We start from the raw sequence: 26,483 nt of genomic DNA, 5'->3' as shown, positions 1-26,483 counted from the left end.
AAGAAAATGGTTCCGGCCGAAACCAGGCGCCTGATCTTGCGGGAGATGGTGCCTGGCGATCGGGCGGCCATCCTGGCCGTCTTTGCCGACGACTATGCGCGCCGGTTCTACCCCGAGATGACATCGGAAGACGCCGCCATCGAATGGATTGGCAGAAACCGGGATCGCTATCGCCAGGATGGTTTCGGGCTGTGGGCGATCATCGACAAGGCGAGCGGCGCACTGGTCGGCGATTGCGGCCCGACCTGGCAGGACGCGGGCGGCGTTCGCATCCTCGAGATCGGCTACCATGTCGCTCCCGCCTGGCGCGGCCTCGGCATCGCGCTCGAAGCCGCCCGCGCCGCGATGGCCTATGGTTTCGCCGCCCGGGACGAAATGGAGATCGGCTCGATCGTCGCCACGGACAACACCGCTTCGGCAAGCGTTGCCCGGCGGCTACACCGTGACATGCGTTCCTACGTGAACTCCCGTGGTCTCGACCGCTTCCTGTTCTTCACCCGACGCGAAGACCACGACGGAGCCGCCTGAGCTCCCTACTACCAGCCGCGCGACGCCGCTTTCAGCATCAACAGATGCTTGCGCAGCGAAGACATGCCGTCCTTGCCGCGTTCCAGCCGGTCGAGATAGGCGCCTGTCAGCGACAGCGGCAGGAAGGCCGGGCGCAAGCTGGCCGGCAGGGATTTGGCGCCGCGTTCGAAGGCGCGGAAATGTTCACGCGCGAGCGCGGTCATCGCCTGGATGGCATTCCTCGACGACGGCGCCTTGCCGCCGGCGACGAACTCTTCCGGCGTCGTGCCGGCAGCAGCCAGGATGTCGCGCGGCACATAACATTGGCTGCGGGCGCTGTGGACCGGCAACAACCGCAACAGCCCGGTGATCGCCTGCGCGCAACCGGCATGGCCGGCCAGTTCGGCATGTTTGGGCGCCTCTTCGGCATCGAGAACCAGAGCGGCGAGTTGGATCATCGCCGAGGCCGTCTCGCCGCAATAGCCCTCCAGATCGGTGCGCGATGGCATCGGATCGTCATAGAGGTCAAAGATGCGGGCTTCGAGATAGTTGTCGAAGGCGGAAATCGGCAGCCGATGGGTGGCGATCGCAACCATCAGGGCGCCGGCAACAGGATGGCCCGCACCCACCTCGCCGCTGCCCGAGGCGATGACGTCGCGCCACCATTGCAGCCTGATCTCGCCCGGCATCGGCTCGCTGACGCGGTCGCGGATGGCCGCAATCTCGGCGTTGAAGGCGTAAAGCGCCAGCAGCGCCTGTCGCTTTTGCTCGGGTGCGTAGAGTACGGAGAGATACCGGTCGCGGTCGGCAACGCGCACCGCGTCCAACAGAGACCCCGTCGCGTCGTTCGCCCTGGCCACGTCAGTCGACAGCGATGAAGGCAGCAGCCACGGCGCGGTCTTCGGCGAGCAGCACGTTGTAGGTACGCACCGCAGCACCCGTCGACATCGGATCGGCGGAGATCTTCGCTGCCTTGAGGGCCGCCCTGAGGGCCTCGGGCAAGCGGCGCAATTCCTTGCCCATGCCAACGAGCAAGATTTCCACGTCGGCGGCTTCCGCCAGGAGCTTGTCGAAGTCCGCCGGCGTCAGCGCCAGCGGATCAGCCGGCTGCCAGCCGTAGATGCCGGACGGCAGGCACAGGATCGATCCGCGATGGGACATGTCCGCAAAGCGGAACCCGCCGTCGCCATAAGCGTCGACGGGTGCTCGCCCGGGAAAATGCGCCTCGCGGATGATCAGTCCAGCCATGGCCCGTTACGACTTGGTCGGCTGGGCGCCGGCCGGCACCGCCGGCTTGTCCTTGTCGTCCGCCTCGACACTGTCGGGCCGCAGCTTGAACAGGATGAGCAGCGGACCAGCGACGAAGATCGACGAGTAGGTACCGACGACGATGCCGAAGATCATCGCCAGCGTGAACGAGCGGATGACCTCGCCACCGAACAGGTAGAGCGAAATCAGGGCCAGCAGCGTGGTCACGCCGGTGAGCACCGTACGCGAAAGCGTCTGGTTCATCGACAGGTCGAGCAATTGCTCGATCGGCATCTTCTTGTATTTTCGCAGGTTTTCGCGCACGCGGTCGTAAACCACGACAGTGTCGTTGATCGAATAACCGACAATTGTCAGGATCGCCGCGATACTGGTCAGGTTGAACTCGATGCCGGTCACTACATAGAGTCCGATCATCATGGTCACGTCGTGGATGGTGGCCAGGATGGCGCCCATGCCGAACTGCCATTCGAAGCGGAACCAGATGTAGATCAGCATTGCCAGCATCGCGGTCACCACGCCGATCGTACCCGACCAGGCGAGTTCGCTCGACACCGTCGGCCCGACCGATTCCACGCGGCGGAACTCGTAGTCGCTGGCAAGTTCGCCGCGCACCTTCTCGACCACGCTCTGTTCGGCATTGTCGCCGGCCTTCTGGCCCTCGACGCGGATCAGCAAGGTGCTTTCGGAGCCGAATTCCTGGACTTGGACGTCACCGATGTTGAGTTCGCTCAGCCTTGCGCGGACCTCGGACGAACTGGCCGTGCCGCTCTTGGACTGCACCTCGATGCTGGTGCCACCTCGGAAGTCGATGCCGTAGTTCATCTCCATGGTGAAGAACAGGGTCATCGCTGCCAGCGATGCCAGCGCCGAAAGCGTGAAGGCATAGCGGCGCAAGGACATGAACGAATATTTGGTGTTGTCGGGCACGAAGCGCACGAGGCCCTTCGGCAGTTCCTTGGGCTTTACACGGCGCAGCCAGATCGAGACCAGCCAGCGGGTCAAAGTGAAGGCAGTGAACACCGTCGTCACGATGCCGATGGCCAGCGTGACGGCGAAGCCGCGCACCGGACCCGAGCCGAGATAAAACAGGATCAGCGCGGCGATGAAGGTGGTGAAGTTGGCGTCGACGATGGTCGCCAGCGCTCGCGCAAAGCCTGAATCGAGCGATTGCACCAGAGATCGACCCAATTGTCGTTCTTCACGCACGCGTTCGTAGATGATGACGTTGGAGTCCACCGCCATGCCGACGGTCAGGACGATACCGGCGATACCGGGCATCGTCAGCGTTGCGCCGAGGATGGACAGGATTGCGATGATCAGCGCCACGTTGGCGGCAAGTGCGATGTTGGCGATGATGCCGAGCGTGCCATAGGCCACCAGCATGAAGCCAACGACGAGTGTACCAGCAATGACCGAGGCAAACTTGCCGGCCGAGATCGAGTCGGCACCAAGGCTCGGGCCGACGGTACGCTCTTCGACAATCGTCAGGTCGGCGGGCAGCGCACCGGCACGCAGCAGCACGGCAAGATCGTTGGCGCTTTCAGCCGTGAAACTGCCGGAAATCTGGCCCGATCCGCCGAGGATCGGCTCGTTGATCCGCGGGGCCGAGATCACCTGGTTGTCGAGGATGATGGCGAACAGGCGGCCGACACCCTGCTGGGTTGCCTGGCCGAAGCGCGAGGCGCCCTTGCCGTCGAAGCGGAACGAGACGACAGCCTCGCTGGTGCGCTGATCGAACGTCGCCTGTGCATCGACGAGGTTTTCGCCGGAGACGATGACACGGTTCTCGATCAGGTAGGGAATGGGCGGGTCGTCCTGCGAATACATCACCGTCGAACCTGCCGGCGGACGGCCCTGCAGGGCCTCCTGCGGCGACATCGACTGGTCGACCATCTGGAAGGTGAGCTTGGCGGTCTTGCCGAGGATTTCCTTGAGGCGGGTCGGGTCCTGCAGGCCCGGCACCTGGACAAGGATGCGGTCTGCGCCGGCACGCTGGATGATCGGCTCGGTGGTGCCGAGTTCGTTGACGCGGCGGCCAACGACCTCGATCGACTGCGTGACGGCGTTGGAGACGCGATATTCGATGCCGGCATCAGTCAGAGTATAGCGCAACAGGCCGGGTTCCGGCTCTTCGAGCGCAAGTTCGGTCACCGAGCCGGCGCCGAACATGCTCGACGATACCGGCGCAACCAGGGTGGCAAGCGCGGTCTTGGCCGCTTCAAGCTCGTTGGTGTCGGTGATGCGCACCTGGACCGTCTTGCCCGTGCCGGTCAGGCCGGTATAGCCGATCTTGGCATCGCGCAGCATGGTGCGGATATCGTCGCGGGTCGTCTGCAGCCGCTCATCGATCAGGTCCTGCCTGTCGATGGCGAGCAGCATGTGCGAACCGCCCTGAAGGTCGAGGCCAAGCGTCAGCGCGCGCTTGGGAAACCATCCCGGAAGGGAATCGAGCTGAGACTGGGTCAGCATGTTCGGGATGGTGAAGATTACCCCGAGGAGCACGACGGCCCAGATCGAGATCGTCTTCCAGCGCGAAAAATAGAGCATATGGCCTCGTCCGTTAAGGCGTGAAAGCGGTGCGTTCCGCCTCGAATACGGTTATTTCTTGGCGTTCTGGTTGGCGATCGGCTCGCCCTTGACCCGAACGTCGGAGATGGTCGCACGCAGCGCCGTCACCTTGAGGCCGTTGCCCAGATCGACCTCGAGTTCATTGTCGTCGATGACCTTGGTCACCTTGCCGACGAAACCGCCACCCGTGACAACCGTGTCGCCGCGGCGGATCGCGGACAGCATCTCGCCACGCTTCTTGAGCTGGGTGCGCTGCGGGCGGATGATAAGAAAATACATGATCACGAAGATCAGCACAAACGGCAGAATGCTAACGAGAACGTCGGGCGTTCCCCCGGTGGCCTGTGCGTATGCCGGCGTGACGAACATGAATGTCTCCTGAGAAAGTATCGGGATACCGCACACCGGGACCCCGCAAATGTGCGCGGAATATAGTCGCTAAAGCGACCAATGCAACTGCGCTTGGCCCAAGCCGCGGCGCTTTTCCGCGCAATTTGAGCGTGTTACAGCGTCGCGCATTGCTGAAATGTAGAGATGGACAGGATTGGTCATGGAAAAGGCGATCGAAACACTCAACGACAAACTCGACCGTCTGATTGCCGCGGTGGCGATGTTGGCGCCGCCCGCCGCTCCGGAAACGGACATCGACACCGCCGATTGTTTCGTCTGGGCTGCCGATCCCGGCTATCTCGAACCGGTCAATCGCGTCAACCGCGTTGACATCGGCCTGATCAAGGGCGTCGACCGTGTGCGCGACATCCTTGTCGACAACACCGAGCGCTTCGCCACCGGCCTGCCCGCCAACAACGTGCTGCTGTGGGGCGCGCGCGGCATGGGCAAGTCATCGCTGGTCAAGGCGGCGCACGCCAGCATCAACGCCTCGGGCAAGAGCCTCGCCCCGCTCAAGCTGATCGAAATCCACCGCGAGGACATCGACACGCTGCCGAAGCTGATGAACCTGCTCAAGGCAGCCCCCTATCGTTTCATCCTGTTCTGCGACGACCTGTCGTTCGACCATGACGACACCTCCTACAAGTCGCTCAAGGCAGCGCTCGAAGGCGGCGTCGAGGGCCGGCCGGGCAATGTCATCTTCTATGCAACGTCGAATCGCAGGCATCTCCTGCCGCGCGACATGATCGACAACGAGCGCTCGACGGCGATCAATCCGTCCGAAGCCGTCGAGGAAAAGGTGTCGCTGTCGGATCGCTTCGGCCTGTGGCTCGGATTCCACAAATGCTCGCAGGACGAGTATCTCGACATGGTCAACGGTTATGCCCGCTACCATGGCTTCGAAGGCGACCCCGAGACCCTGCGCGCCGAGGCGCTCGAATGGGCAACGACCCGCGGCAGCCGCTCGGGCCGCGTCGCCTGGCAGTTCATCCAGGATCTCGCCGGTCGGCTGGGCAAGCCGCTGAAGGACTGATCCCGCCTGCCAACGAAAACGCCCGCCCCTGGTCGGGACGGGCGAAGCTGGCGGGCAAATTGGAGGTCAGGGCACCCGCTATTCGAGGAAGCCGCTCGGATCGACAGGCGTCGAGTTCTTGCGCACTTCGAAGTGGAGCTTCGGCGCATCGGTCGAACCGCTCATGCCAGACAGCGCGATCTCATCGCCGCGCTTCACCTTCTGGCCGCGCTGCACCTTCAGTTCGCTGGCATGGCCATAGACGGTCACGAGTCCGTTCTCGTGGCGCACCAGTACGGTGTTGCCGAATTCCTTGAGGCCGTCGCCGGCATAGATGACGACGCCGTTTTCGGCCGCCTTGACCGGAGTGCCTTCCGGCACCGAGATGTCGATGCCGTCATTCGATTTGCCGCCGCCCTTGCCGTAGCTGGCAACGACCCGGCCACGCACTGGCCAGCGCATGCGGTCGATGCCGGTGGCGTTGGGCGCTGCCTCGGCCGATTCTTCGGCCTGCTGCACCAGCTTGTCCTTCTTCGGCGGCGTGTAGGCGGCAACCGTCGGCGCCTCGGCGGCCGGCTTTGCCGCCGCGACAGCGGGCTTTGCCGGAGCAGAAGTGCTGGTCACCACCGGATCGACGGCGGCAGGTACTGCCTTGGCAACGGTCGCGCCGGCGGCACCGGGCACCTTCAGCGACTGGCCGATGCGGATGCGGATGCGGCCATCCTGCAAGCCGTTGGCCTGCTTGAGCGCTGCCGTGGTAACGCCAAGCTTGTTGGCGATGCGGTTGAGCGTATCGCCTTCGGCAACCTTGTAGCTGCCGCCTGCGCCGGCAGGCTTGGCATTCTTGTCGGCCGAGGAGTCGATCTGGGCAAGCGCACCGCCTGCCTTAGCCTTGGGCTGCTGCGGCAGCACGGCAACCTTGTCCGTGGACAGCGGCTGCTGGTTTGCCGGAAGCGGCTTCTTGCCAGGCAGCTTGAGCACGTTGTCCTGCGTGGGCTGAGCGGGAGCCTGGGCAACGGTTGCCGTCGTCGTGCGATCGACGGCCGGCGCCAGGGCGGGTGCCTGGGCTGCGTTGACCGGAGCTGGCGCGGGAGCCGGCAAGGACTGCGAAGACACCGGCTGCAGGCTGCCGCGGCTCACGGAGCCTGAATTGCTGGCCGCGAGCGGTGCTGCCTGCGTCTCGCCTGGATAGGGCTGCGGCTGCTGTTGCTGGCTGATGATCGAGCGCTGGTTGGGCGTCGATGCCGTAAAGATGTCGTCGACGCCACCGCCGCCGAATCGAGACACTCCGGAACTGCAGCCCGCCGCCATGCCGGCAACCAGCAGAACGGCGCCGCCGCGCACCATAGAGCGTTTATTCGCCTTCAAAATACTGAAACGCATCGCACTGACCCGCGCTTTACCCGATACCAACTAGGCTTGATTAAAGCGCGTTAATGTTACCGGTCAGTTAAGGGGATCAAATAAATCAAAAGCTTCGCCAACCACATGGCGACAGCAGCCCAGCTCTGGGCTGGGCGGGTGCCATTCTGACAGGCGCAGGGAGGTTTTGCGGGGATTGGCCCAAACGTGCCGGGCTCAGGTCAGGCCGGCACGGCCTGACCTTCAGGCCTAGATGACGGCAGCGACGCCGCGTGCCAGGGGCTGCAGCCGAACGACGCCCAGGTCCTCACGCTCGAATCGGCTTCCGATCTTGGTCAGCTTGCACAGCACCTGTTCGCCCTCTTCCGGGCCGATCGGCGCGATCATCGTGCCACCGCTAGACAACTGGTCGACGAACATGCGCGGATGGCTGTCGAAGGCGGCCCATACGACAATGCGGTCGAACGGCCCCTCGCCCTGCAGCCCGTTCGAGCCGTCTGCCTGGCGCACCAGCGCATTGTTGATGCCGAGCAGTTCGAAGCGTTGGCGCGCTTGTTCGGCAAGCGTCTTGAAACGATCGACGGTGATGACGCGGCCGGCCAGCCGTGCCATCACGGCAGCCGTGTAGCCTGTACCGGTGCCCACCTCGAGCACGCGGTTGCCCGGCTCGATGTTGAGGGCCGCGATCACCGCTGCCTGAAGGTCGGCGCCTTCGATCGCTTCGCCGCATTCGATCGGCAGCATGCGATTCGACCAGGCCAGGGAATGGAACTGCCCGGCGATGAAATCCCGCCTTGGCGTTGCCTCGATGGCAGCAATCAGATTTTTCGGAACGATGCCGCGCCCACGCAGGCGAAGAAGAAAGGCGGCGAAGCCCTCACGGTCGTCCGGCATCATGTTCATGCAATTGCCTTGGCCAGTTGATCGCGCAGTTCATGCGCCGTCATGTCGAGCTTGAGCGGCGTCACCGAGATCTGCTTGTTGCGCACGGCATGAAGGTCGGTGCCCGGCTTGACCTCCGGCTCGTCGCGGCCGAAGCGCAGCCAGTAGTATGGCAGGCTGCGACCGTCACGCCGCTCCTCAACCCAGATGCCGTAGGAGAGCTTGCCCTGGCTGGCAACGACGGGGCCGGTCACCTCTTCGGGCGGGCAGTTCGGGAAATTGACGTTGAGAAGAACGCCGATCGGCAGTTCGGTGGTGATCAGCTTCTTCAGCAGGGCCGGCGCGAGCGCTTCCGCCGTTTCGTAAGGCACGATGCGCTCTTCGTTCTCGTAGACATAGGCCTGGCTCAGCGCGATCGAGCGAATGCCGATCAGCGCGCCTTCCATGGCACCGGCGACCGTGCCCGAATAGGTCACGTCGTCGGCAACGTTGAGGCCCGAATTGATGCCCGACAGGATCAGGTCCGGCGGCTCGGGCAAGATCTTGCGCGCACCCATGATGACGCAGTCGGTCGGCGTGCCGTTCACCGCATAGTGCTTGTCGCTGATCTTGCGCAGGCGAAGCGGCTCCGAGATCGACAGCGAGTGGGCGTAGCCAGACTGGTCGGTCTCGGGCGCCACCACCCAAACATCATCCGACAGCTGGTTGGCGATCCGTTCCAGGACAGCCAGGCCCTCGGCATGGATGCCGTCGTCGTTTGTCAGCAGAATGCGCATGTCACTTCGCTTCGATCTTGGTCAGGCCACCCATGTAAGGCAGCAGCACTTCAGGAATCGTTACGCTGCCGTCTTCGTTCTGGTAGTTCTCGATGACGGCGATCAGGGCACGGCCGACGGCTACGCCCGAGCCATTGAGGGTGTGCAAAAAGCGCGTGCCCTTCTCTTCCTTCGGGCGATAGCGCGCATCCATGCGGCGCGCCTGGAAATCACCGCAGACCGAGCAGGACGAAATCTCGCGGTAGGTGTTCTGGCCCGGCAGCCAGACCTCGATGTCATGGGTCTTGCGCGCGCCAAAGCCCATGTCGCCGGTGCACAGCACGACGGTACGGAACGGCAGGCCGAGCAACTTGAGTACGTTCTCGGCGCAATCGGTCATGCGGTCGTGCTCGGCAAGCGCGCTTTCGGCGTCGACGATCGAAACCAGTTCAACCTTGTAGAACTGATGCTGGCGCAGCATGCCGCGGGTGTCACGGCCAGCCGAGCCTGCCTCCGAGCGGAAGCACGGCGTCAGCGCCGTCAAACGCATCGGCAATTGATCGCCGGCCAGGATTTCCTCGCGCACGAGGTTGGTCAGCGGCACCTCCGCTGTCGGGATCAGCCCGAGGCGGCTGTCGCCATGCGGCACGAAGAACAGGTCTTCCTCGAACTTCGGCAGCTGGTTGGTGCCGAACAGCACCTCGTCGCGCACCAGAAGCGGCGGCTGCACCTCGGTGTAGCCATGCTCGGTCGTGTGCAGGTCGAGCATGAATTGGCCGAGCGCGCGTTCGAGGCGGGCAAGCTGGCCCTTCAGCACGGTGAAACGCGCACCCGAAAGCTTCGCGGCACGCTCGAAATCCATCAGGCCGAGCGCCTCTCCGATCTCGAAATGCTCCCTCACCCAGTTCGGGCGCGGCATGACCTTGCCGACCTTGCGCAATTCGACGTTGTCGTTCTCGTCCTTGCCGACGGGCACGTCAGCGAGCGGAATATTGGGGATGACCGCGAGAGCACCGTCGAGCGCCTTGTCGAGCTCGCGCTCGAGGCCCTCGCCGTCCTGGATGAAGCCCTTGATGTCGGCGACTTCGGCTTTCAGCTTCTCAGCCAGGGCGGAATCACCATTGCGCATGGCGTTGCCGATTTCCTTCGACGCGGCATTGCGGCGCTCCTGCGCCTCCTGCAGCTTCGAAACATGGGCGCGCCGCGCCTCGTCCTTGGCGATCAGGTCATCAACCGTCGAGCTCGCCACCGAAGCCGGCTGCCCGCGCTTGGTCAGCGCTTCGACTAGAGCTTCAGGGTTCTCGCGAATCCATTTGATATCAAGCATTTAAAAAGTTTCCGGTCGCGGCGGTTGTCGAAACGACCGCGACGGCGGATCGGGCTGTCAGCCGGCGTTCGTGCCGCTGCCTGTGCCTTCGAGCGAGGTCGGTGCTGCTTGCGTCTGCTCGGCGGGGTTGTCGCCCGCTTTCTCAGTTTCGCTCGCCACGCGCTCTTGCTCGCGCTTCTTTTCGATCATCCGGGCGGTCCAGATGGAAATCTCGTAAAGAAGGATCGTGGGAAGGGCAAGGCCGATCTGGCTGACCGGATCGGGTGGCGTCAGTATGGCGGCAACCACGAAGGCGATGACGATCGCCCATTTGCGCTTGTCGGCCAATCCCTGGGAACTGACCATGCCGACGCGCGCCATAAGCGTCGTCACGACAGGCAGTTGGAACACCAGGCCAAAGGAGAAGATCAGCGTCATGATGAGGCTGAGATATTCCGAGACCTTGGGCAGCAGCGAAATCTGCACCTCGCCTTCGCCTCCGGACTGCTGCATGGCGAGGAAAAACCACATCACCATCGGCGTGAAGAAGAAGTAGACCAGCGACGCCCCCATCAGGAACAGGATCGGCGACGCGACCAGGAACGGCAGGAACGCTGCGCGCTCGTTCTTGTAGAGGCCGGGGGCGACGAATTTGTAGATCTGCGAAGCGATGATCGGAAACGCGATCACAAGGCCGCCGAACATGGCGAGCTTGATCTGGGTGAAGAAGAATTCCTGCGGCGCAGTGTAGATGAGCTCGACCTTTTCCGGGTCGAGACCGGCCCAGCTGGTTGCCCATTTGAACGGGATCACCAGCAGGTTGAACAGCTGCTTGGCAAAGAAGAAGCAGACCAGGAAAGCGACGAAGAAGCCGCCGATGGACCACATCAGGCGGGTGCGCAGCTCAATCAGATGTTCCATCAGCGGAGCCGAGGACTTGTCGATCTCGTCGTCTTCGGCGCTCACGAGGCTTTTCCTGCTTTTGTCGTCGTCTTGGCGACCGTCTTCTTGGGCGCAGCCGCCTTTGCCGGCGCGACCTTGGCGGCAACCGGCTTGGCGGGACCAGCCTTGGCCTTGGCCTGCACCACGACCTTGGGCTTGGCGGCCGCCTTCGGCATTGTTTCCGCCTTGCCAGCCTTGGCAGCCACTTCGACAGCGGGCACGGGCGTCGCCTTGACCTCGGCGGCCGGGACGACCGGCGTTGCCTCGGGAGCCGCGACGCCCGGCATGACGGTTGCGCCGTTCTTCAGCGGCTCCGCCGGATGCACGGCGCTCGACGCCGGGTCGGCCGGCGCCGCCGGCTGCGACGGCTTCATCGCGGTATCGAGCCCGGCGCGCACGTCGGCCGCCGCCTTTTCGAACGGATTGAGCTGCTTCCTGATCTCATTGGCCGGATTGAGGCCCTTGAGATCGTCGAGCGACTTCTTGACGTCATCGAGTTCGGCTTCTTTCAGCGCCTCGTTGAACTGGCGCTGAAAATCGCCCGCCATGGAACGGGCCTTGGCCGTCATCCGCCCAATGGTGCGGAGCATCTTGGGCAAATCCTTGGGGCCGACGACCACGATCATGACGACCGCGATCACCAGCATTTCGGTCCAGCCGATTTCAAACATGTCGGTGCGATCCGGCTAGCAAGAGACTATGGTCAGCTCTTGCTGGCCTTTTCCTTGGTCGAGTTTACAGCCTCGTCGTTGCGATGCTCGACCGTCTTGGCATCTTCGGCTTCATCGTCCGACATGCCCTTCTTGAAGCTCTTGATGCCCTTGGCCATGTCGCCCATCAGTTCGGGGATCTTGCCACGGCCGAACAGCAGCAGCACGACGACCAGAACGATCAGCCAGTGCCAGATTGAAAACGAACCCATTGAACTCTCTCTTGAACAGTTTCCCTGCGATTGATCTAGGCTCTTTCGCTTCCAGATTCAAACACTAGAACATCCGCTTTCCGAAGCGACAGCCATATATCCCGAGCTTTTGCGGACAAAGCGCCGCATCGCACACGCGCCCTGACCGGCGTTTCCGCTCCCGGCACCGCAAGTTCCAGCAATTCGACGACGCCGAGATACCGCCGCGAGATGACGCGCGCCTGGGTTTCGCCGGTGTCTTCGCTGACGTCGATGCCGGTCAGGCGCACGGCCACCGATACCTGGGTACCGTCGGCGACCGATGTTTCAACCTCGCCGACAGGTGTGTCGGCGTAACCGTCGACAACCCTGGCCGAAAAGACGTTCAGCTCGGAGAAGAAACCGGCGGCGAACAGGTTTGCCGGCCTGAGGTACAAATCATCCGCCCTGCCCGTCTGCACCAGCTTGCCATCCTTCAGCAGCGCGATACGGTCGCCCATGCGCATCGCCTCCTCGGCGTCGTGGGTGACGACGATCGCGGTGGCGCGGCTTTCGCGCAGGATTGCCAGCGTTTCGGCGCGCACCGAATCCTTGAGCCGCGAATCGAGACCCGAAAACGGCTCGTCCATCAGCAGCACCGCCGGACGCGGCGCGAGGGCACGGGCAAGGGCGACGCGCTGCTGCTCGCCGCCGGACAGCGCGTGCGGATAATTGTCGGCATAATGCTCGAGACCGACGCGGTTGAGCGCGATCAAAGCCTCGCGCCTGCCCTCCTCGCGCGACAGGGCAGTCAGGCCGAACCGCACATTGTCGAGGATGGTCAGGTGCGGAAACAGGGCGAAATCCTGGAAAACCAGGCCGATTGAGCGCTGTTCCGGCGGCAGGAAGACCGAAGGACCGGCGATTTCCTTGCCGTTGAGCATGACCTGGCCGGATGTCTGCGCCTCGATGCCGGCGGCGATCCTGAGCAGCGTCGTCTTGCCCGAGCCGGAGGGGCCGAGCAGGCACAGAACCTCACCCGGCTCGGCGGCAAGGCTGACGTCACGCAGCGTCTCCGAGCCATTGCCAAAGGAATGGCGGATGTTTTCGAAGGACAGGCGCGCGGCGAAGGTCACGCCCGCAGTGACGCGGGATGCCGCCTGGGCTTGGCTGGTCGTCACAGAATGGACCTCCCGGGGCCGGTTCCACACCGGCGCCGGTCAATCATCTGTGACGCGGGGTGTCAACAGGCCAAGCTCCTCGAGATCGATGTCCGTCAACGGATCCTCGTCGTCGGACAGCAGGTCCGGGTCGGACGGCGGCAACGGCACCGAGAAGCCGGGCGGCATGCGCGACGACAGCAGCCCTGCTCCCTTCAGCTCTTCCATGCCGGGCAGGTCGCGGATTTCCTCCAGGCCGAAATGATCGAGGAACTTGTCGGTGGTGCCGTAGGTGACCGGCCGCCCCGGCGTCTTGCGGCGGCCGCGCATGCGCACCCACTCGGTTTCCATCAGCGTATCGAGCGTGCCCTTGGAGGTTTCGACGCCGCGGATGTCCTCGATCTCGGCACGGGTCACCGGCTGGTGGTAGGCGATCACCGAAAGCACTTCCAGTGCGGCGCGCGACAGCTTCTTCTGCTGCACCGTGTCACGGCTCATCAGGAAAGCCAGATCGCCCGCCGTGCGAAAGGCCCATGAATCCGCGACCTTGACCAGGTTGACGCCGCGGCGCTCGTAGATGCGCTGCAGTTCGGCCATAGCCGCTGGCACGTCGACACCTTCGGGCAGGCGCGAAACGAGCTGCCGTTCGCTCACCGGCTCGGCGCTGGCGAAGACGATCGCTTCGGCCATGCGCACGGCCTCCGCCAGATGCAGCCGCGCCGCCGGATTGATCTCGACGGCATCGCCATCCTCGTCATCGACGGAAAACGGAACGACGTTCGATCCTTCGCTCATGCAGCACCTTCGGTCTGCCGTGGGGCGGATTGGCGCTCACGCAGATAGATCGGCGCGAACGGTTCGTGTTGACGGATTTCGACGCTACCCTCCCGAACCATTTCCAGGCTCGCGGCGAAAGAACTGGCAATCGCGGTTGCGCGCTCTTCTGGGCTGGTCATGTAGCGGATGAGAAAATGGTCGAGCGCGGTCCAGTCCTTCAACTCCCCGACCATGCGGGTCAGGATGTCGCGTGCCTGCTTGAGCGACCAGACACCGCGCTTGGCAATCTGCACGCTGGTGATGGCCTGGCGCTGCCGCTGGCCGGCATAGGCACTCAACAGATCGTAGAGCGAGGCCGAATATTCGTTGCGCTTGTCGACGATGACCAGTTCGGGCGCGCCGCGCTGGAAGACGTCGCGACCGAGCCGGTTGCGGTTGACCAGCCGCGAGGCGGCATCGCGCATGGCTTCGAGCCGCTTGAGCCGGAACTGCAACACTGCTGCCAGTTCTTCGCCGCTTTCGCCCTCGTCGCCCGGTAGCTTGGGGATCAGCAGCTTGGACTTCAGGAAGGCGAGCCAGGCCGCCATGACCAGATAGTCGGCTGCGAGTTCCAGCCGCAGCGCCCGCGCCTGCGAAACGAAGGTGAGGTACTGCTCGACCAGCGCCAGGATCGAAATGCGGGACAGGTCGACGCGCTGGCTGCGCGCCAGATGCAGCAGGAGGTCGAGCGGGCCTTCGAAGCCGGCAACGTCGACAACCAGCGACGGATCGTCGGTCGTGCGCTGGTCGGCGTTCTCCGCCCACAGGCGGTCCATCGGTGCCGGCTTCTGCGCCTTGCTTTCCAATGCTTCCGCCAAATCCCTGCCTTCTCGTTGAGAGGCTATGCAACTGCCTCGAAATATTGTCCGAATTCCGCCCGAAGCGATGCTTCATCATGGCCATCGCCCGCCTTGACCATGGCAAGGGCCTTTTCGGCGCGCTCGAGCGACTTGCCGGAAAGTGCCGTGGCCCGCGAGGCGATGCCCTCCATCTCCTCCATCACCCCGTTGCAGTGAAGGACAAGATCGACGCCCGCCGCAAGGATTGCCGCCGACTTTGACGGGAAATCCCCAGAAAGTGCCTTCATCGAGGTGTCGTCGCTGACCAGAAGGCCGTCGAACCCGATCTCGCCGCGCACGATTTCCTCGATGACCTTGCGAGACGTCGTCGCCGGGGCCGTGGGATCGACCGCGCTGAAGATGACATGCGCGGTCATGGCGATCGGCAGATGGTTCAGCGCCTTGAACGGCGCGAAGTCGTGGGCGCGCAACTCATCGAGCGTTTCATGGACCGTCGGCAATTCGAAATGGGTGTCCGAAACGGCCCGGCCATGGCCGGGAATGTGCTTCATGACCGGCAGGACGCCGCCTGCCAGCAGCCCTTCAGCCGCAGCGAGGCCGAGTGCGGCAACGCTCTCCGGATCCTTGCCATAGGCACGCGCCCCGATGACGTCGCTCGCCCCCTCGACCGGAACATCCAGCACCGGCAGGCAGTCGGCGGTGATGCCGTAGCGGGCGAGATCGAAGGCATGCAGGCGCGCGAGCAGCCATGTCGCCCGCAGGCCCGCCTCGCGGTCATTGCGATAGAGCGCGCCCAGCGCACCGCCGGCGGGGTAGTTCGGCGCCAGCGGCGGGCGCAGGCGCTGCACGCGCCCACCTTCCTGATCGATGAAAACGGGTGCATCCGGCCGTCCGACGCTGTCACGCATCTGGGCGACGAGGTCGCGGATCTGCTCCGGCTCCTTGACGTTTCGGGCAAAGAGGATGAAGCCCCACGGCCGCTCGCGACGGTAGAAGGCAATCTCTTCAGCGATGAGCGACAGGCCTGCGCAGCCGAGGATGATGGACTTTGATTCGGTCATGACGGGAAGCTTAGCGCCTTTTTGGGTGAGAGAGAATCGGCTGCAATCCGCGCGGGCGGACCGGAAACGAAAAACGGCGCAGCAGGTGCCGCGCCGTTTGCCGATTTGTTGGCTGCGAACCTACTTCGAGACGAAGCAGTTGCCGCCGGCTGCCTTGTAGCTCTCGCACAGGCTGACCGCGTCGTTGCGGGTGCCGGCCGGCACGCGGACGCGCCAGAAGGTGCCCTTGCCGGCGATCTCGGCCTTGACGATGCTGACCTCGCGACCGTTGAGCACGCTGCCATAGCGGCGGGCCAGATCGGCATAGGTCGACTTGGCGGCGGCTTCGCTCGGCTGCGAGGCGATCTGCATCGCCCAGGCACCCGAAGCTGCTGCGGTCGGGGCCGATGGCGCGAGGGCCGCAACCTGGTCCGGCTTGACCTCGCCGACCACGTCGACTGGCTGTTCGGAAGGGCGCTGCGGAGCGATCGGAGCCGAAGCGGGCGTATTTGCCGACTGGGCAGGCGCCGGGGTGTTGGCAACCGGCGCAAGGGCGGGTTGCGCAGGCACGGTGCCGGTAGCCTCGCTGGCGACGCGCTGCGGCGCCGGATCGTTAGGCTCGGCGGCAGCCACCGCGGCAGGTGCCGGATCTTCGCGCGGCACCAGCGTGCCATCGGGCCGCACGACCATGGTGCGGACCTTGCGCGGGGCAACTGCGGCCGTCTCGGTGCTGGCGTCGGGTTGGTCTGCCTGAGCGGCCTGCGCGACGCGATCCTCGGCCTTCGGCAGCGGCGCATCGGCGGTCTCATCCGCATCCAGCGGCAGCGTGTCGTTGGCGCGTGCCTCGGCGTCCTGAGCCACCACATCGATGGGCTCTTCGGTGTTGGTGACGAGCTTTTCCTGCGCCGGCGCGCCGTTGGCGGCACCGCCTGCGACACGGTCATAGACTTTGTTGTCCTGGTTCGGCACGGTCATGCCACCCGGATTTTCCGGCTTGACCTTGATCGGGGTCTCGTCAGCCTTGACGATGACAGGCGCACCGGCGTCATCGCCGCCACCGAAGGAGAGCCCCCAGGCGCCGATGCCGCCGACAACGGCGACCGCGCCGACGATAGCGGCGATCATGAGGCCGCGACGGGCCGGGCGTGCCGCAGCCGACGAACCGGGCAGCGCTTCCATGGCTTCGTCGAAATCCGGATCGTAGTCGAAGTCGTCGACCGGTGCCTGCTCACGCGGCGCCGAACCGCGGCCCTGCTGCATGCCACCAAGGTCAAAGCCGATCAGGCGATCGTCTGCCTGAGCCTGTGACTGGCGACCGGCGTACATGCCGGCCGCGCCCGCCGCTGCTGCGGCTGCGGCAAACTCGATCGGCTGCGATGCATCGCCGTCACGCAGCGTCTTTCGGTCAAAGCCGCTGGCATAGGGATTGGGTTCATAGCTCGACGAAGCTGACGGCTTGCTTGCCTCGGGGGCGTTCATCTCGTTCATGAGGTTCGAGAATTCGCTATCGAGATCGTCGAAGGCCGGTGCCGGGGGCGTATCGTCCTCGAAGGACAACTCGGGAATGTCGAGATCGTCGGCCAGGGCGACGGCCTTCTCCGGCACGTCCACCGTCTCGACGTCGGGTGCATCGTCAAAGGACGAAACGGCGGCGAACAGTTCAGCTTCGAGATCGTCGGCTACATCGACGGCGGGCTCGGCCTGCTGCCCGTAGGTTTCGGGCTCGGGCTGGTTCACATAGGATTCCGGCTCGGGCTGCGGCACGTAAGCTTCGGGCTCTGCCTGCGGCACGTAGGTTGGTGCAGGCGCAGCATAGGTCTCGGGCCGGTAGCTCGGCTGCGTCTCGGCGACAGGCGCCGTTGCGCGCGGGGCGACGGGCGTCCCCAGGCCCCAACTGCGGGCCTGTTCATAGCGCGATGCTGCCAGCGGCCGGTCAGCGGCGGCCACGGCTGCAGGCGCGATTGCGGCGGGCGCGACAGTTTCAGTCACGGCCGCTTCCGCACTGCGCTCGAAAGCCATGTCGAAGGCGTCGTCGTCGAAATTGACATCGACGTCGGCCTGCTGGTCGTAGCTGGGCTCGGTGTAGCCTGCATCGGAAGCGACAACCGTCGCTTCGTCGGCGGCCGCGAAATCCTCGACCTGATGCGTCTCATCGGCGTAGGACGCCGCATAGTCGGCGTCTTCAACCGCCTGCGGCTCGGTTTCGGCGGGCTGCTCAGGCGCCCAGAACGAGTTGGTGAACGTTGGCTCCGGCGCCTCGACGCGCAGCGGTGCAGGCTCGGAAAGCGCCTTGGCCTGATTGCTCATGGTGCCGAGCAGCGCGTTGAGCTCGTCCTCGAGGCTGGTGTCAGCCGCGACAGCGGCCGCAGGCGCGGCTGCCGTGGCGACCTCGGGCTCGAAGGCCGGCGCGTGGGCAGCGGCAGGCTCGTAAGCAGGCTCCTCGTCGCGCAGGGCATCCTGCAGGCGGCGCTCGAACTCGTCGTAATCCTGGGCCTGGGCCTGGGCCTGGGCGGCAGGAGCTGCCTGCACCTGCGGCTCTTCGGCCAAGTCCTCATGGGTGAAGGCAATTTCAGCCTCGGCCGGCTGATATTCGCCGAGCGTCAGCTGATCGCCGCCATCGCTTTCGACAGCGTAATCCGCACCGTCATGGGCTGCAAAATCCATGTCGACATCGGCAAGCGCGACATCGAAGTCAGCATCGAGATCGGTTTCGAGGGGCGCCTGATAGGCCACGGGCCCCTCGACCTGCGCAGCGGTCTCCTCGACCGGCAGCAGTTCGTCTTCGAGCGTGAAGTGTTCGTCGAAGGAAGCAGCGACGGCATCGTCGAACGCCGCGTCGGCCACGGCTTCGGGCGCAGCCGCATAGGCAGGCTCGACGGCGAAGGTCGGTTCCACGGCATAAGCCGGCTCCGCCGAAAAGGCTGGCTCGACCGCATAAGCCTGCTCTTCAGGCCTGAGCAGTTCGTCCTCCAGCGAAAACTCCTGCTCGAAGGATGCGGCGACGGCATCATCGAACGAGGGATCGGAAGCAAATTCCGGCTCTTGCGCGCGACCATAACCAGTCTCTTCGAAACGAGCCTCGGCTGGCGCATAGGCCGTCGGCGCATCAGCCTGGACATAGCCGGCGGGCGCATCACGCTCCGGTGCGGCCAACAGGTCGTCGCCGGCCAGCTCGCCGAGCAGCTCCTTTTCCAGGTCGATGCCGAAATCGTCGTCCATCGCCGGCTCGACCCGGGCCGCGGGCACGCCAACATCCTGGCGCACCACAGGCTGGCGCGGATCGAAGCCCATGATCCTCGTCAGCTCGGCGAACGGATCTTCATCGGCGAAATCGTTCTTATCGGCGATCTTCAGCTGGGGTCTGTCTGCCATTCTTTTTCCCGAACTCTCGCACTTTTTTCGGACGCCATGAACGTCGCGTAAGGTTGGCCCTTACCAGCGCAATGTGGGCAAAAGGTGACAGAAAGCCTCTGTTAACCTAGCGCATTTCGGTGGGCGCATCCGCTCCGATCAACGCCAGGCCCGACGTCAAGACGTCCGAAACAGCCTGCACCAGCCCGAGTCTGGCATGGGTCAATTCTGGATCGTTAACCTTAACAAACCGTAAGTCGGGGTTGTCCGTGCCGCGATTCCAGTGTCCGTGGAAGCTGCTGGCGAGATCGTAAAGGTAGAAAGCCAGCCTGTGCGGCTCCATCGACTGAGCAGCGGACTCGATCAGGCGCGGATACTCGGCGAGCTTCTTGACAAGCGCGATTTCGCCTTCGTCGGTCAGCCGCTCGACAGCTGCACTGAGCTTCGAACGCTCGAATCCGACCTCGCCCAGCTGCTCCCTGGCCTGCCGGAACACCGAATGGGTACGGGCCGAGGCGTACTGCACGTAGAAGACCGGGTTGTCCTTGGACTGCTCGGTGACCTTGGCGAAATCGAAGTCCAGGGGCGCATCGCTCTTGCGGTAGAGCATCATGAAGCGGATCGCGTCGCGGCCGACTTCCTCGACCACCTCGCGCAGGGTGATGAACTCCCCTGCCCGCTTGGACATGCGCACCGGCTCGCCGTCGCGGAACAGCTTGACCAGTTGGCACAGCAGCACGTCGAGCTTCACGGCGCCGTCGGTGACCGCGCGCGCCAGCGCTTCCATGCGCTTGACGTAGCCGCCATGGTCGGCGCCGAGCACGAAGACCAGCTCCTCGAAGCCGCGATCAACCTTGTCCTTGAGATAGGCGACGTCGGCGGCAAAATAGGTGAAAGCGCCGTCCGACTTAACCAGCGGGCGGTCCATGTCGTCGCCGACCTCGGTCGAGCGGAACAGCGTCTGCTCGCGGTCTTCCCAGTCGTCCGGCTTCTCGCCCTTGGGCGGGGGCAGCTTGCCCTTGTAGATGTGACCCTTCAGCGTCAGGTCGCTGATCGCCGAGCGGATCGCCCTGGCGTTGTCGGCATGGAGCGTGCGCTCGGAGAAAAAGACCTCGTGGCGGACGTTGAGCAGCGCCAGGTCTTCGCGGATCATCTCCATCATCGCATCGATGGTGCGGTCCTTGATGATGCCAAGCGCTTCGTCCTCGGGCTTCTGCAGCAGGTCGCGGCCAAACTCCTTGGCCAGCGCCTGACCGACCGGTACGAGATAATCGCCGGGATAGAGACCTGCCGGGATCTCGCCTATGGCGTCGCCGAGCGCTTCGCGATAGCGCAGCATCACCGAGCGGCCGAGCACGTCGATCTGCACACCGGCGTCGTTGATGTAATATTCCTTGGTGACGTCATAACCGGCGAAGCCGAGGATGTTGGCGAGCGCATCGCCGACAACCGCTCCGCGGCAGTGGCCGACATGCATCGGCCCGGTCGGGTTGGCCGAAACGTATTCGACGTTGACGCGCTTCTTCTTGCCAAAGCCCGAGCGGCCATAGTCGGCGCCACGCGACAGGAGATCGGACAGATGCTTCTGCCAGAACGCGTCCTTGAGCTTGAGGTTGACGAAACCCGGGCCGGCGACCTCGGCCTTGACCACATCGGCGTCCTTGGCGAGTTCCGCGACCAGGCGTTCGGCCAGCGCGCGCGGGTTCTGCCCGGTCGGCTTGGCCAGCACCATCGCCGCATTGGTTGCCAGGTCACCATGGGTGGCGTCGCGCGGCGGCTCGACTGCAATGCGCGTCAGGTCAAGCACACCGCCGTCTTTCGGAGTCAATTCAAGGGCTTCGACGGCTTTGGTGATCCGCTCGCTGAAATCGGCGAAAATGTTCATTTCTAGGCTTTCGTAGGACGCTTCGACGCCACTTTTGACGTGACATTCCACTGAATGTTGATTTTCCCGGCCTAAACCAAATCGGGCGTATGGTCAAACAAGCGCCGGTGTTCCTTGATGGCGTAGGTGTCGGTCATGCCGGCCAGGAAATCGGCGACGGCACGCGCCTTGATGCGGTCCTCGGCCCGGTCCAGCCCCTCGCGCCACCCCTCTGGCATGGCACGGGGATCGGCATAATAGACATCGAACAGCTCGCGCACGATGCGGTCGGCATTGGCCCGCACCCGCATCACCTCCGAATGCCGGTACATGTTGCGGTAGAGAAAGGCCTTGAGCTCCTTCTCGGACGCCGCCATCTCGTCGGAAAAGGTCACCATCGCTTCGCCGGCCGACCTGACCTCGTCGGCACTTCCAGGCGCCAGGCGCGCTATCCGGGCGGTTGCGGTCGCAATGACGTCCTCGACGAAGATGGTGATCTGGCGCCGCATCAACTCGTGGCCGGTGCGCACGGCATCAAGGGCCGGATAGCGCTCGCGCACGCCGCGCAGGATCGAGGCAGGCAGGCCCACGCCATCGAGCATGTCGAGCGTCAGCAGGCCGGCCCTGAGCCCGTCGTCAATGTCATGGGTGTTGTAGGCGATGTCGTCGGCGATGGCCGCGCATTGCGCTTCCAGGCTGGCAAAGCGGTCAAGCTCGAGGTCGTGCAATTCGGAATAGTCGCGGATCGCCTGCGGCACGGGCCCATTCAGGCCCTTACCTGAGGTGTCGGTCAGCGGACCATTGTGCTTGACCAGCCCTTCGAGCGCTTCCCAGGTCAGGTTGAGCCCGTCGAATTCGGCATAACGGCTCTCCAGCCTTGTCACCACGCGCAGCGACTGGGCGTTGTGGTCGAAGCCGCCCCAGGCCGCCATCTTCTCGTTCAGCGCGTCCTCGCCGGTATGCCCGAAGGGCGTATGGCCGAAATCGTGGACAAGGGCGATCGCCTCGGCGAGATCCTCGTCGCAGCGCAAGGCGCGGGCAAGCGCGCGGGCGATCTGCGCCACTTCGATGGTGTGCGTCAGCCGGGTGCGGAAGTGATCGCCCTCATGGGCAACGAACACCTGGGTCTTGTGCTTCAGGCGGCGAAAGGCGGTCGAGTGGATGATGCGGTCGCGGTCGCGCTGGAACGGCGTGCGCGTCGGGCTCTCGACCTCGTCGAACAGACGGCCGCGCGAAGCCGCGGGATCGCAGGCATAGGCCGCGCGCGGCCGGTAGCCGAAGCCGATATCGCCAAGTTGCCGCTCGCCTGCCATACTCCCCACCTGTTGACTTGCCCCAGGTGGCTTCATACCTATCATAAGAAACCGAAAGCAAGGTGACGCCGATGGGCGCTGATGCCAAGACTGCCATGAAGGTCGACATGACCGAAGCCGCTGCCAGGCGGATTGCAAAGATCGTCGCCGGCGATCCGGGCAAGATTGCCTTGCGCATCTCGGTCGAAGGCGGGGGCTGCTCCGGTTTTTCCTACAAGTTCGACCTGGTCGATGGCCGCAACGACGACGACGTCGCCATCGAACGTGACGGCGCGACGCTGCTCGTGGACGACCTGTCGCTGGTCTACATGGGCGGTTCGGTGGTCGATTTCGTCGACGACCTCATGGGCCAGTCGTTCCAGATCAAGAACCCCAACGCAGTCGCCGGCTGCGGCTGCGGCACCAGCTTCTCCATCTAGCCATGCGCCGGGTCGGAGCGCTCCGCCAGGTTGCGCTCTCCGCCGGTCGCGACATCGATGACACGCTGGGCTTCTGGCTCGACGTGCTCGGCCTGCCGGTGCACGCCCGCTACGACCCGCCCGGCATCGCCTTCATCATCGCCGGCAACGTCAGGCTGTTCTTCACCGGTGGCGTGCCGCAGGCGACCGTCTATCTCGACATCGCCGACCTCGATTCCTTCTACGAGATCGCATCCGACAAGGGCGTCGCCTTCACCACGGCGCCGACGCTGGTCCATCGCGACGCCGAGGGCGAGTTCGGCCCGGCCGGCGAAAGCGAGTGGATGGCGTTCCTCAAGGATCCGGCCGGCAACACGATCGGCCTCGTCGAGCGCAAATAAGATTCCGAAACCTGTCAAAAAGCAAAGGGCCCCTTGCGGGGCCCTCGCCTGTTGTCGTCATCCGAAGCATCAGGCTTCCGAGGCCATGGCAGCCTCGCGTACCTCGGCTTCATTTTCCTTGGTGCCGTTGAAGAAGGCGTTCAGCACCACCGCCGAAACCGAGGCGAGCAGGATGCCCGATTCGATCAGCGGGTGAAGGTTGTGCGGCATCCACATCTTGAAGTCGGGCGCCACCAGCGGGATCATGCCGAAGCCGATCGACACCGCAACCACGAACAGGTTGTTGCGGTTGGTCTTGAAGTCGACATTGGCGAGAATGCGGATACCTGTCGCCGCCACCATGCCGAACATCACCAGCCCTGCACCGCCGAGCACGAAGGTCGGCAGCGCCTCGACCAGCGCGCCCATCTTGGGCACCAGGCCGAGGATGATCAGGATCACGCCGCCGGCTACGCAGACGAAGCGGCTCTTGACGCCGGTGACGCCGACGAGACCGACATTCTGCGAGAAGCTGGTGTAGGGGAAGGTGTTGAACAGGCCGCCGATGATGGTGCCGAGACCGTCGGTGCGCAGGCCGGCCGAAAGCATCGGCTGGGTCACCTTCTTGCCGGTCATGTCGCCAAGCGCCAGGAACATGCCGGTCGATTCGATCATCACCACGATCATCACCAGAACCATGGTGATGATCAGGATCGGCTCGAAGATCGGCATGCCGAAGCGCAGCGGCGTGACCAGTTCGAACCAGCCGGCGGACGCCACCTTGTCGAAATGCATCATTCCGAGCGAGGCGGTAAGCACACCGCCGATGACGATGCCGAGCAGCACGGCGATGTTGGCCACGAAGCCCTTGCCGAACCTGGCGATCGCCAGGATCGACACCAGCACCACCGCCGAGATGCCGATATTGGTCAGCGGCGCATAAGCGGGGTTGGACACAGACGCCGCAAGTCCCAGCTTTTCGGGCAGCGGCGGGATTGTCGAGCCGGTGGCGGCGGCCATCTCGGTCACCGTCTTCAGCCATTCGGCGTGTTCGGGCGAAACCAGCTTCGGCGCGGTTGGACCGAACGGATTGCCGAAGATCCAGTTGATGCCGATGCGCATCAGCGAGGCGCCGATGACCACGATGATGGTGCCGGTGACGACGGGCGGAAAGAACCGCAGCATGCGGCTGACAAGCGGCGCGATCAGCAGCGCCACGATGCCGGCGCCGATGATCGCGCCAAAGATCATGCGTGCGCCATCCGGCCCCTGGTTGGCGTTGGCCATGGCGACCATCGGGCCGACGGCGGCGAAGGTGACGCCCATCATGACCGGCAGCTTGATGCCGAACCACTGGGTAGCGCCAAACGACTGGATGATGGTGACGACGCCGCAGACGAACAGATCGGCCGAGATCAGGAAAGCGACCTGTTCCGGGTCGAGCTTGAGCGCGCGTCCGATGATGAGCGGCACGGCGATCGCGCCGGCATACATGACCAGCACGTGCTGGATGCCGAGCGCGGCCAGACGAGGCGCCGGTAGCACCTCGTCCACAGGATGAGTACTGTTGGACATGGCATTTGTTCCCCTTTTGCCAGCCGGTCCGAAGAATGCCGAAGAGGACCGGTTCCCTTCTCCCTAGGGATGGTGCAGGATCGTCTGGAACGGCCTTTCAGGCTATCAAGAATTATTTGAAATAATCGCGTGAAATTCATGAAGATCGTGACCTGGAATATCAACGGCGTCAGAGCCCGCATCGACAACCTGATGCACTGGCTCAAGGAAAGCGCGCCCGACATTGTTTGCCTTCAGGAAATAAAGACTGTCGACGAAGGATTTCCCCGTTTCGAGATCGAGGCGCTTGGCTATAACGTCGAAACGCACGGCCAAAAAGGCTTCAACGGCGTCGCTATACTTTCGAAACTGCCGTTCGACGAGGTCAATCGCGGCCTGCCCGGCGATGATTCCGACGAGCAGGCACGCTTCATCGAGGGCGTGTTCTCGACCGACAACGGCGTCTTGCGCGTGGTTTCGCTCTACCTGCCCAACGGCAACCCGGTCGGCACCGAGAAATTCCCCTACAAGCTGTCATGGATGGCCAGGCTGGAACGCTGGGCCGCCGAGCGGCTGGCGCTCGAAGAAGCGCTGGTGCTTGCCGGCGACTACAACGTCATTCCCGAGGCGATCGACGCCCGCAACATCGAGCTGTGGCTTGGCGACGCGCTGTTCCAGCCGGAGACCAGACAGGCCTTCCGGCGGCTCGAAAACCTCGGCTTCACCGAGGCGGTACGCTCGGTCACCGACCAGCGCGACGTCTATACATTCTGGGATTACCAGGCCGGCGCCTGGCAGAAAAACAACGGCATCCGCATCGACCACCTGCTGTTGTCGCCGGAAGCAGCCAACCGCTTCACTTCGGCGTCGATCGAAAAGCATGTGCGGGCGTGGGAAAAGCCGTCAGACCACGTGCCGGTGGCGATAGACCTCGCTCTCGCAGCCGCCTGAGGCAAGCCGCCAGAGCTGGCGGGGTATTGGCGGCGGGAGGCAGTTCAGCGCCAAAAGACGAGCGCGTGGCCTTCCCGGCGCTCGCTGCCGGCCGAAGCCTACTGGTTGCCCTTGGTCAGGATGTCTTCGGCCAGCGAAATCGCGGTGCGGCGGTCGGATTCGTCGGCGAGCGCGAACGCCTCTTCCTGCATTCCCCGGATCCAGGGCTGGTCAGCCGGCTGGGCGCGTTCGAGGGCCGCGGTCATCATGGCGAGGCCGCGAACCACCTTGCCGCTCTCGAACAGCAAATTGCCAAGGGTCGCCTGGGCGCCGGCATGGCCCTTTTCGGCGGCAAGCTGCAGCCAGCGGCCGGCCTGCCTGACGCTGGCCTTCACGCCGCCGTCGCCCTTGAGGAACATCTTGCCCATTTCGAACTGGGCATTGGGGTTGCGGTAGTTGGCGGCGGCGCGCATGTAGTATTCCTGCGCCGCGACCGGATTGGCCGAGACCGGGCTGCCAGGGATGCCATGCTTCATGTAGCCGCCGAGCGCCACCAGAGCGTCGGAAACATAACTCTCCTCGGGCGAGCCAGGCTCGACGTCCTGCTCGGCGATCTCTGAGAAGAACTTGAAGGCTTCGTAGTCGTTCTGGGCCACGCCATCGCCTTCGGCATACATGCGGGCGAGCTTCCAGGTGGCGCCGATCTGGCCGTTTTCGGCAGCGTAGCGATAGGCTTCGACAGCCTGGTCCTTGTGGCCGCTCTTGTAGGCGGAGAAACCGAACTGGAACACCGCCCACGGGCTCGACTCCGGCTTCACGCCGGTCTTGTCGTCGAAGACCTTGTCGTCGAACGCCCGCGCCTCGCCGGCGGCGCCCAGCAGGGAGGCCGCGACAAGCGCCGAATAGGCTGATGCTCTTACCAACTCAGATATGCGCATAGCAGTGTGTTTCTTCCGCCCACCTCGGTGGGTGACCGTGCCGTCGCCGCCCGACGGGGCGGTTCC

25 protein-coding genes are annotated in these 26,483 nt (G+C 64.2%); 5 read left to right on the top strand and 20 right to left on the bottom strand.

Features of this window, described 5'->3' with window-relative positions; translation table 11 throughout:
- Positions 1-6 precede the first annotated feature (6 nt).
- Positions 7-528: a GNAT family N-acetyltransferase gene (locus ASC75_RS04185; RefSeq protein ID WP_055970815.1), complete on the top strand. Its 522-nt coding sequence runs from the start codon at positions 7-9 to the stop codon at positions 526-528.
- Positions 529-536: 8 nt separating this feature from the next.
- Here ASC75_RS04185 and ASC75_RS04180 read toward each other — a convergent pair whose 3' ends face one another.
- Genes ASC75_RS04180 through yajC form a run of 4 tightly spaced genes read right to left on the bottom strand, consistent with a single transcriptional unit; the run spans position 537 to position 4,713 of the window.
- Entirely contained in the window at positions 537-1,334 is a 798-nt protein-coding gene (locus tag ASC75_RS04180) for a phytoene/squalene synthase family protein (protein ID WP_082496396.1), read from the bottom strand.
- Between the two features lie 34 nt (positions 1,335-1,368).
- Entirely contained in the window at positions 1,369-1,755 is a 387-nt protein-coding gene (locus ASC75_RS04175; protein WP_055970811.1) for an Mth938-like domain-containing protein, read from the bottom strand.
- Positions 1,756-1,761: 6 nt separating this feature from the next.
- The gene (gene secDF, locus ASC75_RS04170) at positions 1,762-4,323 is read right to left on the bottom strand and encodes a protein translocase subunit SecDF (protein ID WP_055970809.1); all 2,562 of its coding nucleotides are present in this window, start codon (positions 4,321-4,323) and stop codon (positions 1,762-1,764) included.
- Positions 4,324-4,374: 51 nt separating this feature from the next.
- A complete protein-coding gene (gene yajC, locus ASC75_RS04165) occupies positions 4,375-4,713 on the bottom strand; it encodes a preprotein translocase subunit YajC (protein ID WP_055970807.1) in 339 nt (112 codons plus the stop codon).
- Positions 4,714-4,894: 181 nt separating this feature from the next.
- Here yajC and ASC75_RS04160 point away from each other — a divergent pair, with 181 nt between their 5' ends.
- Positions 4,895-5,767 (top strand): ATP-binding protein, encoded by an 873-nt coding sequence (locus tag ASC75_RS04160; protein ID WP_055970805.1) that lies wholly within the window; start codon positions 4,895-4,897, stop codon positions 5,765-5,767.
- Between the two features lie 78 nt (positions 5,768-5,845).
- Here the strand turns inward: ASC75_RS04160 and ASC75_RS04155 are convergent, their stop codons facing one another.
- From ASC75_RS04155 to ASC75_RS04090, 14 genes are all read right to left on the bottom strand, one after another.
- A complete protein-coding gene (locus ASC75_RS04155) occupies positions 5,846-7,129 on the bottom strand; it encodes a M23 family metallopeptidase (RefSeq protein WP_055970803.1) in 1,284 nt (427 codons plus the stop codon).
- Between the two features lie 228 nt (positions 7,130-7,357).
- Positions 7,358-8,011, bottom strand: coding sequence for a protein-L-isoaspartate(D-aspartate) O-methyltransferase (locus ASC75_RS04150; RefSeq protein WP_055970802.1), 654 nt, complete (start codon positions 8,009-8,011; stop codon positions 7,358-7,360).
- Positions 8,008-8,766, bottom strand: a complete 759-nt coding sequence (surE, locus tag ASC75_RS04145) for a 5'/3'-nucleotidase SurE (protein WP_055970800.1) — start codon at positions 8,764-8,766, stop codon at positions 8,008-8,010. Before surE ends, ASC75_RS04150 begins: the two co-directional genes overlap by 4 nt.
- 1 nt (position 8,767) lies before the next feature.
- Positions 8,768-10,072, bottom strand: coding sequence for a serine--tRNA ligase (gene serS, locus ASC75_RS04140; RefSeq protein WP_055970798.1), 1,305 nt, complete (start codon positions 10,070-10,072; stop codon positions 8,768-8,770).
- Positions 10,073-10,129: 57 nt separating this feature from the next.
- Positions 10,130-10,972, bottom strand: coding sequence for a twin-arginine translocase subunit TatC (gene tatC, locus ASC75_RS04135; RefSeq protein WP_055970965.1), 843 nt, complete (start codon positions 10,970-10,972; stop codon positions 10,130-10,132).
- Positions 10,973-11,013: 41 nt separating this feature from the next.
- On the bottom strand, positions 11,014-11,664 hold the full coding sequence (gene tatB / locus ASC75_RS04130) for a Sec-independent protein translocase protein TatB (protein ID WP_055970796.1): 651 nt from the start codon (positions 11,662-11,664) through the stop codon (positions 11,014-11,016).
- Between the two features lie 32 nt (positions 11,665-11,696).
- Positions 11,697-11,915: a twin-arginine translocase TatA/TatE family subunit gene (locus tag ASC75_RS04125; RefSeq protein ID WP_055970794.1), complete on the bottom strand. Its 219-nt coding sequence runs from the start codon at positions 11,913-11,915 to the stop codon at positions 11,697-11,699.
- A 35-nt stretch (positions 11,916-11,950) separates the two neighbouring features.
- Positions 11,951-13,054 carry an ABC transporter ATP-binding protein gene (locus tag ASC75_RS04120; protein WP_055970792.1) on the bottom strand — a complete coding sequence of 368 codons (1,104 nt, stop codon included), beginning with the start codon at positions 13,052-13,054 and terminating at the stop codon, positions 11,951-11,953.
- Positions 13,055-13,093: 39 nt separating this feature from the next.
- Complete coding sequence (scpB, locus tag ASC75_RS04115) at positions 13,094-13,828, bottom strand: SMC-Scp complex subunit ScpB (protein WP_055970789.1); 735 nt, start codon at positions 13,826-13,828, stop codon at positions 13,094-13,096.
- Positions 13,825-14,625 carry a ScpA family protein gene (locus tag ASC75_RS04110; RefSeq protein WP_055970963.1) on the bottom strand — a complete coding sequence of 267 codons (801 nt, stop codon included), beginning with the start codon at positions 14,623-14,625 and terminating at the stop codon, positions 13,825-13,827. Before ASC75_RS04110 ends, scpB begins: the two co-directional genes overlap by 4 nt.
- A gap of 65 nt (positions 14,626-14,690) precedes the next feature.
- Complete coding sequence (gene nagZ / locus ASC75_RS04105) at positions 14,691-15,710, bottom strand: beta-N-acetylhexosaminidase (protein WP_055970787.1); 1,020 nt, start codon at positions 15,708-15,710, stop codon at positions 14,691-14,693.
- Positions 15,711-15,830: 120 nt separating this feature from the next.
- Positions 15,831-19,061 carry an SPOR domain-containing protein gene (locus ASC75_RS04100; RefSeq protein WP_055970785.1) on the bottom strand — a complete coding sequence of 1,077 codons (3,231 nt, stop codon included), beginning with the start codon at positions 19,059-19,061 and terminating at the stop codon, positions 15,831-15,833.
- A gap of 106 nt (positions 19,062-19,167) precedes the next feature.
- Positions 19,168-20,925, bottom strand: a complete 1,758-nt coding sequence (gene argS, locus ASC75_RS04095) for an arginine--tRNA ligase (protein WP_055970784.1) — start codon at positions 20,923-20,925, stop codon at positions 19,168-19,170.
- A gap of 71 nt (positions 20,926-20,996) precedes the next feature.
- Positions 20,997-22,217 (bottom strand): deoxyguanosinetriphosphate triphosphohydrolase, encoded by a 1,221-nt coding sequence (locus ASC75_RS04090; RefSeq protein WP_055970782.1) that lies wholly within the window; start codon positions 22,215-22,217, stop codon positions 20,997-20,999.
- 71 nt (positions 22,218-22,288) lie between these two features.
- On the opposite strand from ASC75_RS04090, the gene erpA reads away from it, so the two are divergent.
- Together erpA and ASC75_RS04080 are read left to right on the top strand one after the other, a co-directional pair.
- A complete protein-coding gene (gene erpA / locus ASC75_RS04085) occupies positions 22,289-22,636 on the top strand; it encodes an iron-sulfur cluster insertion protein ErpA (RefSeq protein WP_055970779.1) in 348 nt (115 codons plus the stop codon).
- Positions 22,637-22,638: 2 nt separating this feature from the next.
- Positions 22,639-23,016, top strand: a complete 378-nt coding sequence (locus tag ASC75_RS04080; RefSeq protein ID WP_055970777.1) for a VOC family protein — start codon at positions 22,639-22,641, stop codon at positions 23,014-23,016.
- A 69-nt stretch (positions 23,017-23,085) separates the two neighbouring features.
- Here ASC75_RS04080 and ASC75_RS04075 read toward each other — a convergent pair whose 3' ends face one another.
- Entirely contained in the window at positions 23,086-24,570 is a 1,485-nt protein-coding gene (locus ASC75_RS04075) for a nucleobase:cation symporter-2 family protein (protein WP_055970775.1), read from the bottom strand.
- 138 nt (positions 24,571-24,708) lie between these two features.
- Here ASC75_RS04075 and xth point away from each other — a divergent pair, with 138 nt between their 5' ends.
- A complete protein-coding gene (gene xth, locus ASC75_RS04070; RefSeq protein WP_055970772.1) occupies positions 24,709-25,500 on the top strand; it encodes an exodeoxyribonuclease III in 792 nt (263 codons plus the stop codon).
- 98 nt (positions 25,501-25,598) lie between these two features.
- On the opposite strand, the gene ASC75_RS04065 is transcribed toward xth, so the two are convergent.
- A complete protein-coding gene (locus ASC75_RS04065; RefSeq protein WP_055970771.1) occupies positions 25,599-26,417 on the bottom strand; it encodes a tetratricopeptide repeat protein in 819 nt (272 codons plus the stop codon).
- Positions 26,418-26,483: the final 66 nt, after the last annotated feature.

The sequence above is a fragment of the Aminobacter sp. DSM 101952 genome, from assembly GCF_001424795.1.
In the GTDB taxonomy this organism is placed as follows: Bacteria; Pseudomonadota; Alphaproteobacteria; order Rhizobiales; family Rhizobiaceae; genus Aminobacter; species Aminobacter aganoensis.
This window is presented reverse-complemented; position numbering and strand designations above follow the sequence as displayed.

Excerpts from the sequence above, each read along its gene's own strand:
- ASC75_RS04185 (WP_055970815.1), top strand. The coding sequence starts at position 7 with ATGGTTCCGGCCGAAACCAGGCGCCTGATCTTGCGGGAGATGGTGCCT.
- ASC75_RS04175 (WP_055970811.1), bottom strand. The coding sequence starts at position 1,755 with ATGGCTGGACTGATCATCCGCGAGGCGCATTTTCCCGGGCGAGCACCC.
- secDF (WP_055970809.1), bottom strand. The coding sequence starts at position 4,323 with ATGCTCTATTTTTCGCGCTGGAAGACGATCTCGATCTGGGCCGTCGTG.
- yajC (WP_055970807.1), bottom strand. The coding sequence starts at position 4,713 with ATGTTCGTCACGCCGGCATACGCACAGGCCACCGGGGGAACGCCCGAC.
- ASC75_RS04160 (WP_055970805.1), top strand. The coding sequence starts at position 4,895 with ATGGAAAAGGCGATCGAAACACTCAACGACAAACTCGACCGTCTGATT.
- ASC75_RS04155 (WP_055970803.1), bottom strand. The coding sequence starts at position 7,129 with ATGCGTTTCAGTATTTTGAAGGCGAATAAACGCTCTATGGTGCGCGGC.
- ASC75_RS04150 (WP_055970802.1), bottom strand. The coding sequence starts at position 8,011 with ATGAACATGATGCCGGACGACCGTGAGGGCTTCGCCGCCTTTCTTCTT.
- surE (WP_055970800.1), bottom strand. The coding sequence starts at position 8,766 with ATGCGCATTCTGCTGACAAACGACGACGGCATCCATGCCGAGGGCCTG.
- serS (WP_055970798.1), bottom strand. The coding sequence starts at position 10,072 with ATGCTTGATATCAAATGGATTCGCGAGAACCCTGAAGCTCTAGTCGAA.
- tatC (WP_055970965.1), bottom strand. The coding sequence starts at position 10,972 with ATGGAACATCTGATTGAGCTGCGCACCCGCCTGATGTGGTCCATCGGC.
- tatB (WP_055970796.1), bottom strand. The coding sequence starts at position 11,664 with ATGTTTGAAATCGGCTGGACCGAAATGCTGGTGATCGCGGTCGTCATG.
- ASC75_RS04125 (WP_055970794.1), bottom strand. The coding sequence starts at position 11,915 with ATGGGTTCGTTTTCAATCTGGCACTGGCTGATCGTTCTGGTCGTCGTG.
- scpB (WP_055970789.1), bottom strand. The coding sequence starts at position 13,828 with ATGAGCGAAGGATCGAACGTCGTTCCGTTTTCCGTCGATGACGAGGAT.
- ASC75_RS04110 (WP_055970963.1), bottom strand. The coding sequence starts at position 14,625 with ATGGACCGCCTGTGGGCGGAGAACGCCGACCAGCGCACGACCGACGAT.
- nagZ (WP_055970787.1), bottom strand. The coding sequence starts at position 15,710 with ATGACCGAATCAAAGTCCATCATCCTCGGCTGCGCAGGCCTGTCGCTC.
- ASC75_RS04100 (WP_055970785.1), bottom strand. The coding sequence starts at position 19,061 with ATGGCAGACAGACCCCAGCTGAAGATCGCCGATAAGAACGATTTCGCC.
- argS (WP_055970784.1), bottom strand. The coding sequence starts at position 20,925 with ATGAACATTTTCGCCGATTTCAGCGAGCGGATCACCAAAGCCGTCGAA.
- ASC75_RS04090 (WP_055970782.1), bottom strand. The coding sequence starts at position 22,217 with ATGGCAGGCGAGCGGCAACTTGGCGATATCGGCTTCGGCTACCGGCCG.
- erpA (WP_055970779.1), top strand. The coding sequence starts at position 22,289 with ATGGGCGCTGATGCCAAGACTGCCATGAAGGTCGACATGACCGAAGCC.
- ASC75_RS04080 (WP_055970777.1), top strand. The coding sequence starts at position 22,639 with ATGCGCCGGGTCGGAGCGCTCCGCCAGGTTGCGCTCTCCGCCGGTCGC.
- ASC75_RS04075 (WP_055970775.1), bottom strand. The coding sequence starts at position 24,570 with ATGTCCAACAGTACTCATCCTGTGGACGAGGTGCTACCGGCGCCTCGT.
- xth (WP_055970772.1), top strand. The coding sequence starts at position 24,709 with ATGAAGATCGTGACCTGGAATATCAACGGCGTCAGAGCCCGCATCGAC.
- ASC75_RS04065 (WP_055970771.1), bottom strand. The coding sequence starts at position 26,417 with ATGCGCATATCTGAGTTGGTAAGAGCATCAGCCTATTCGGCGCTTGTC.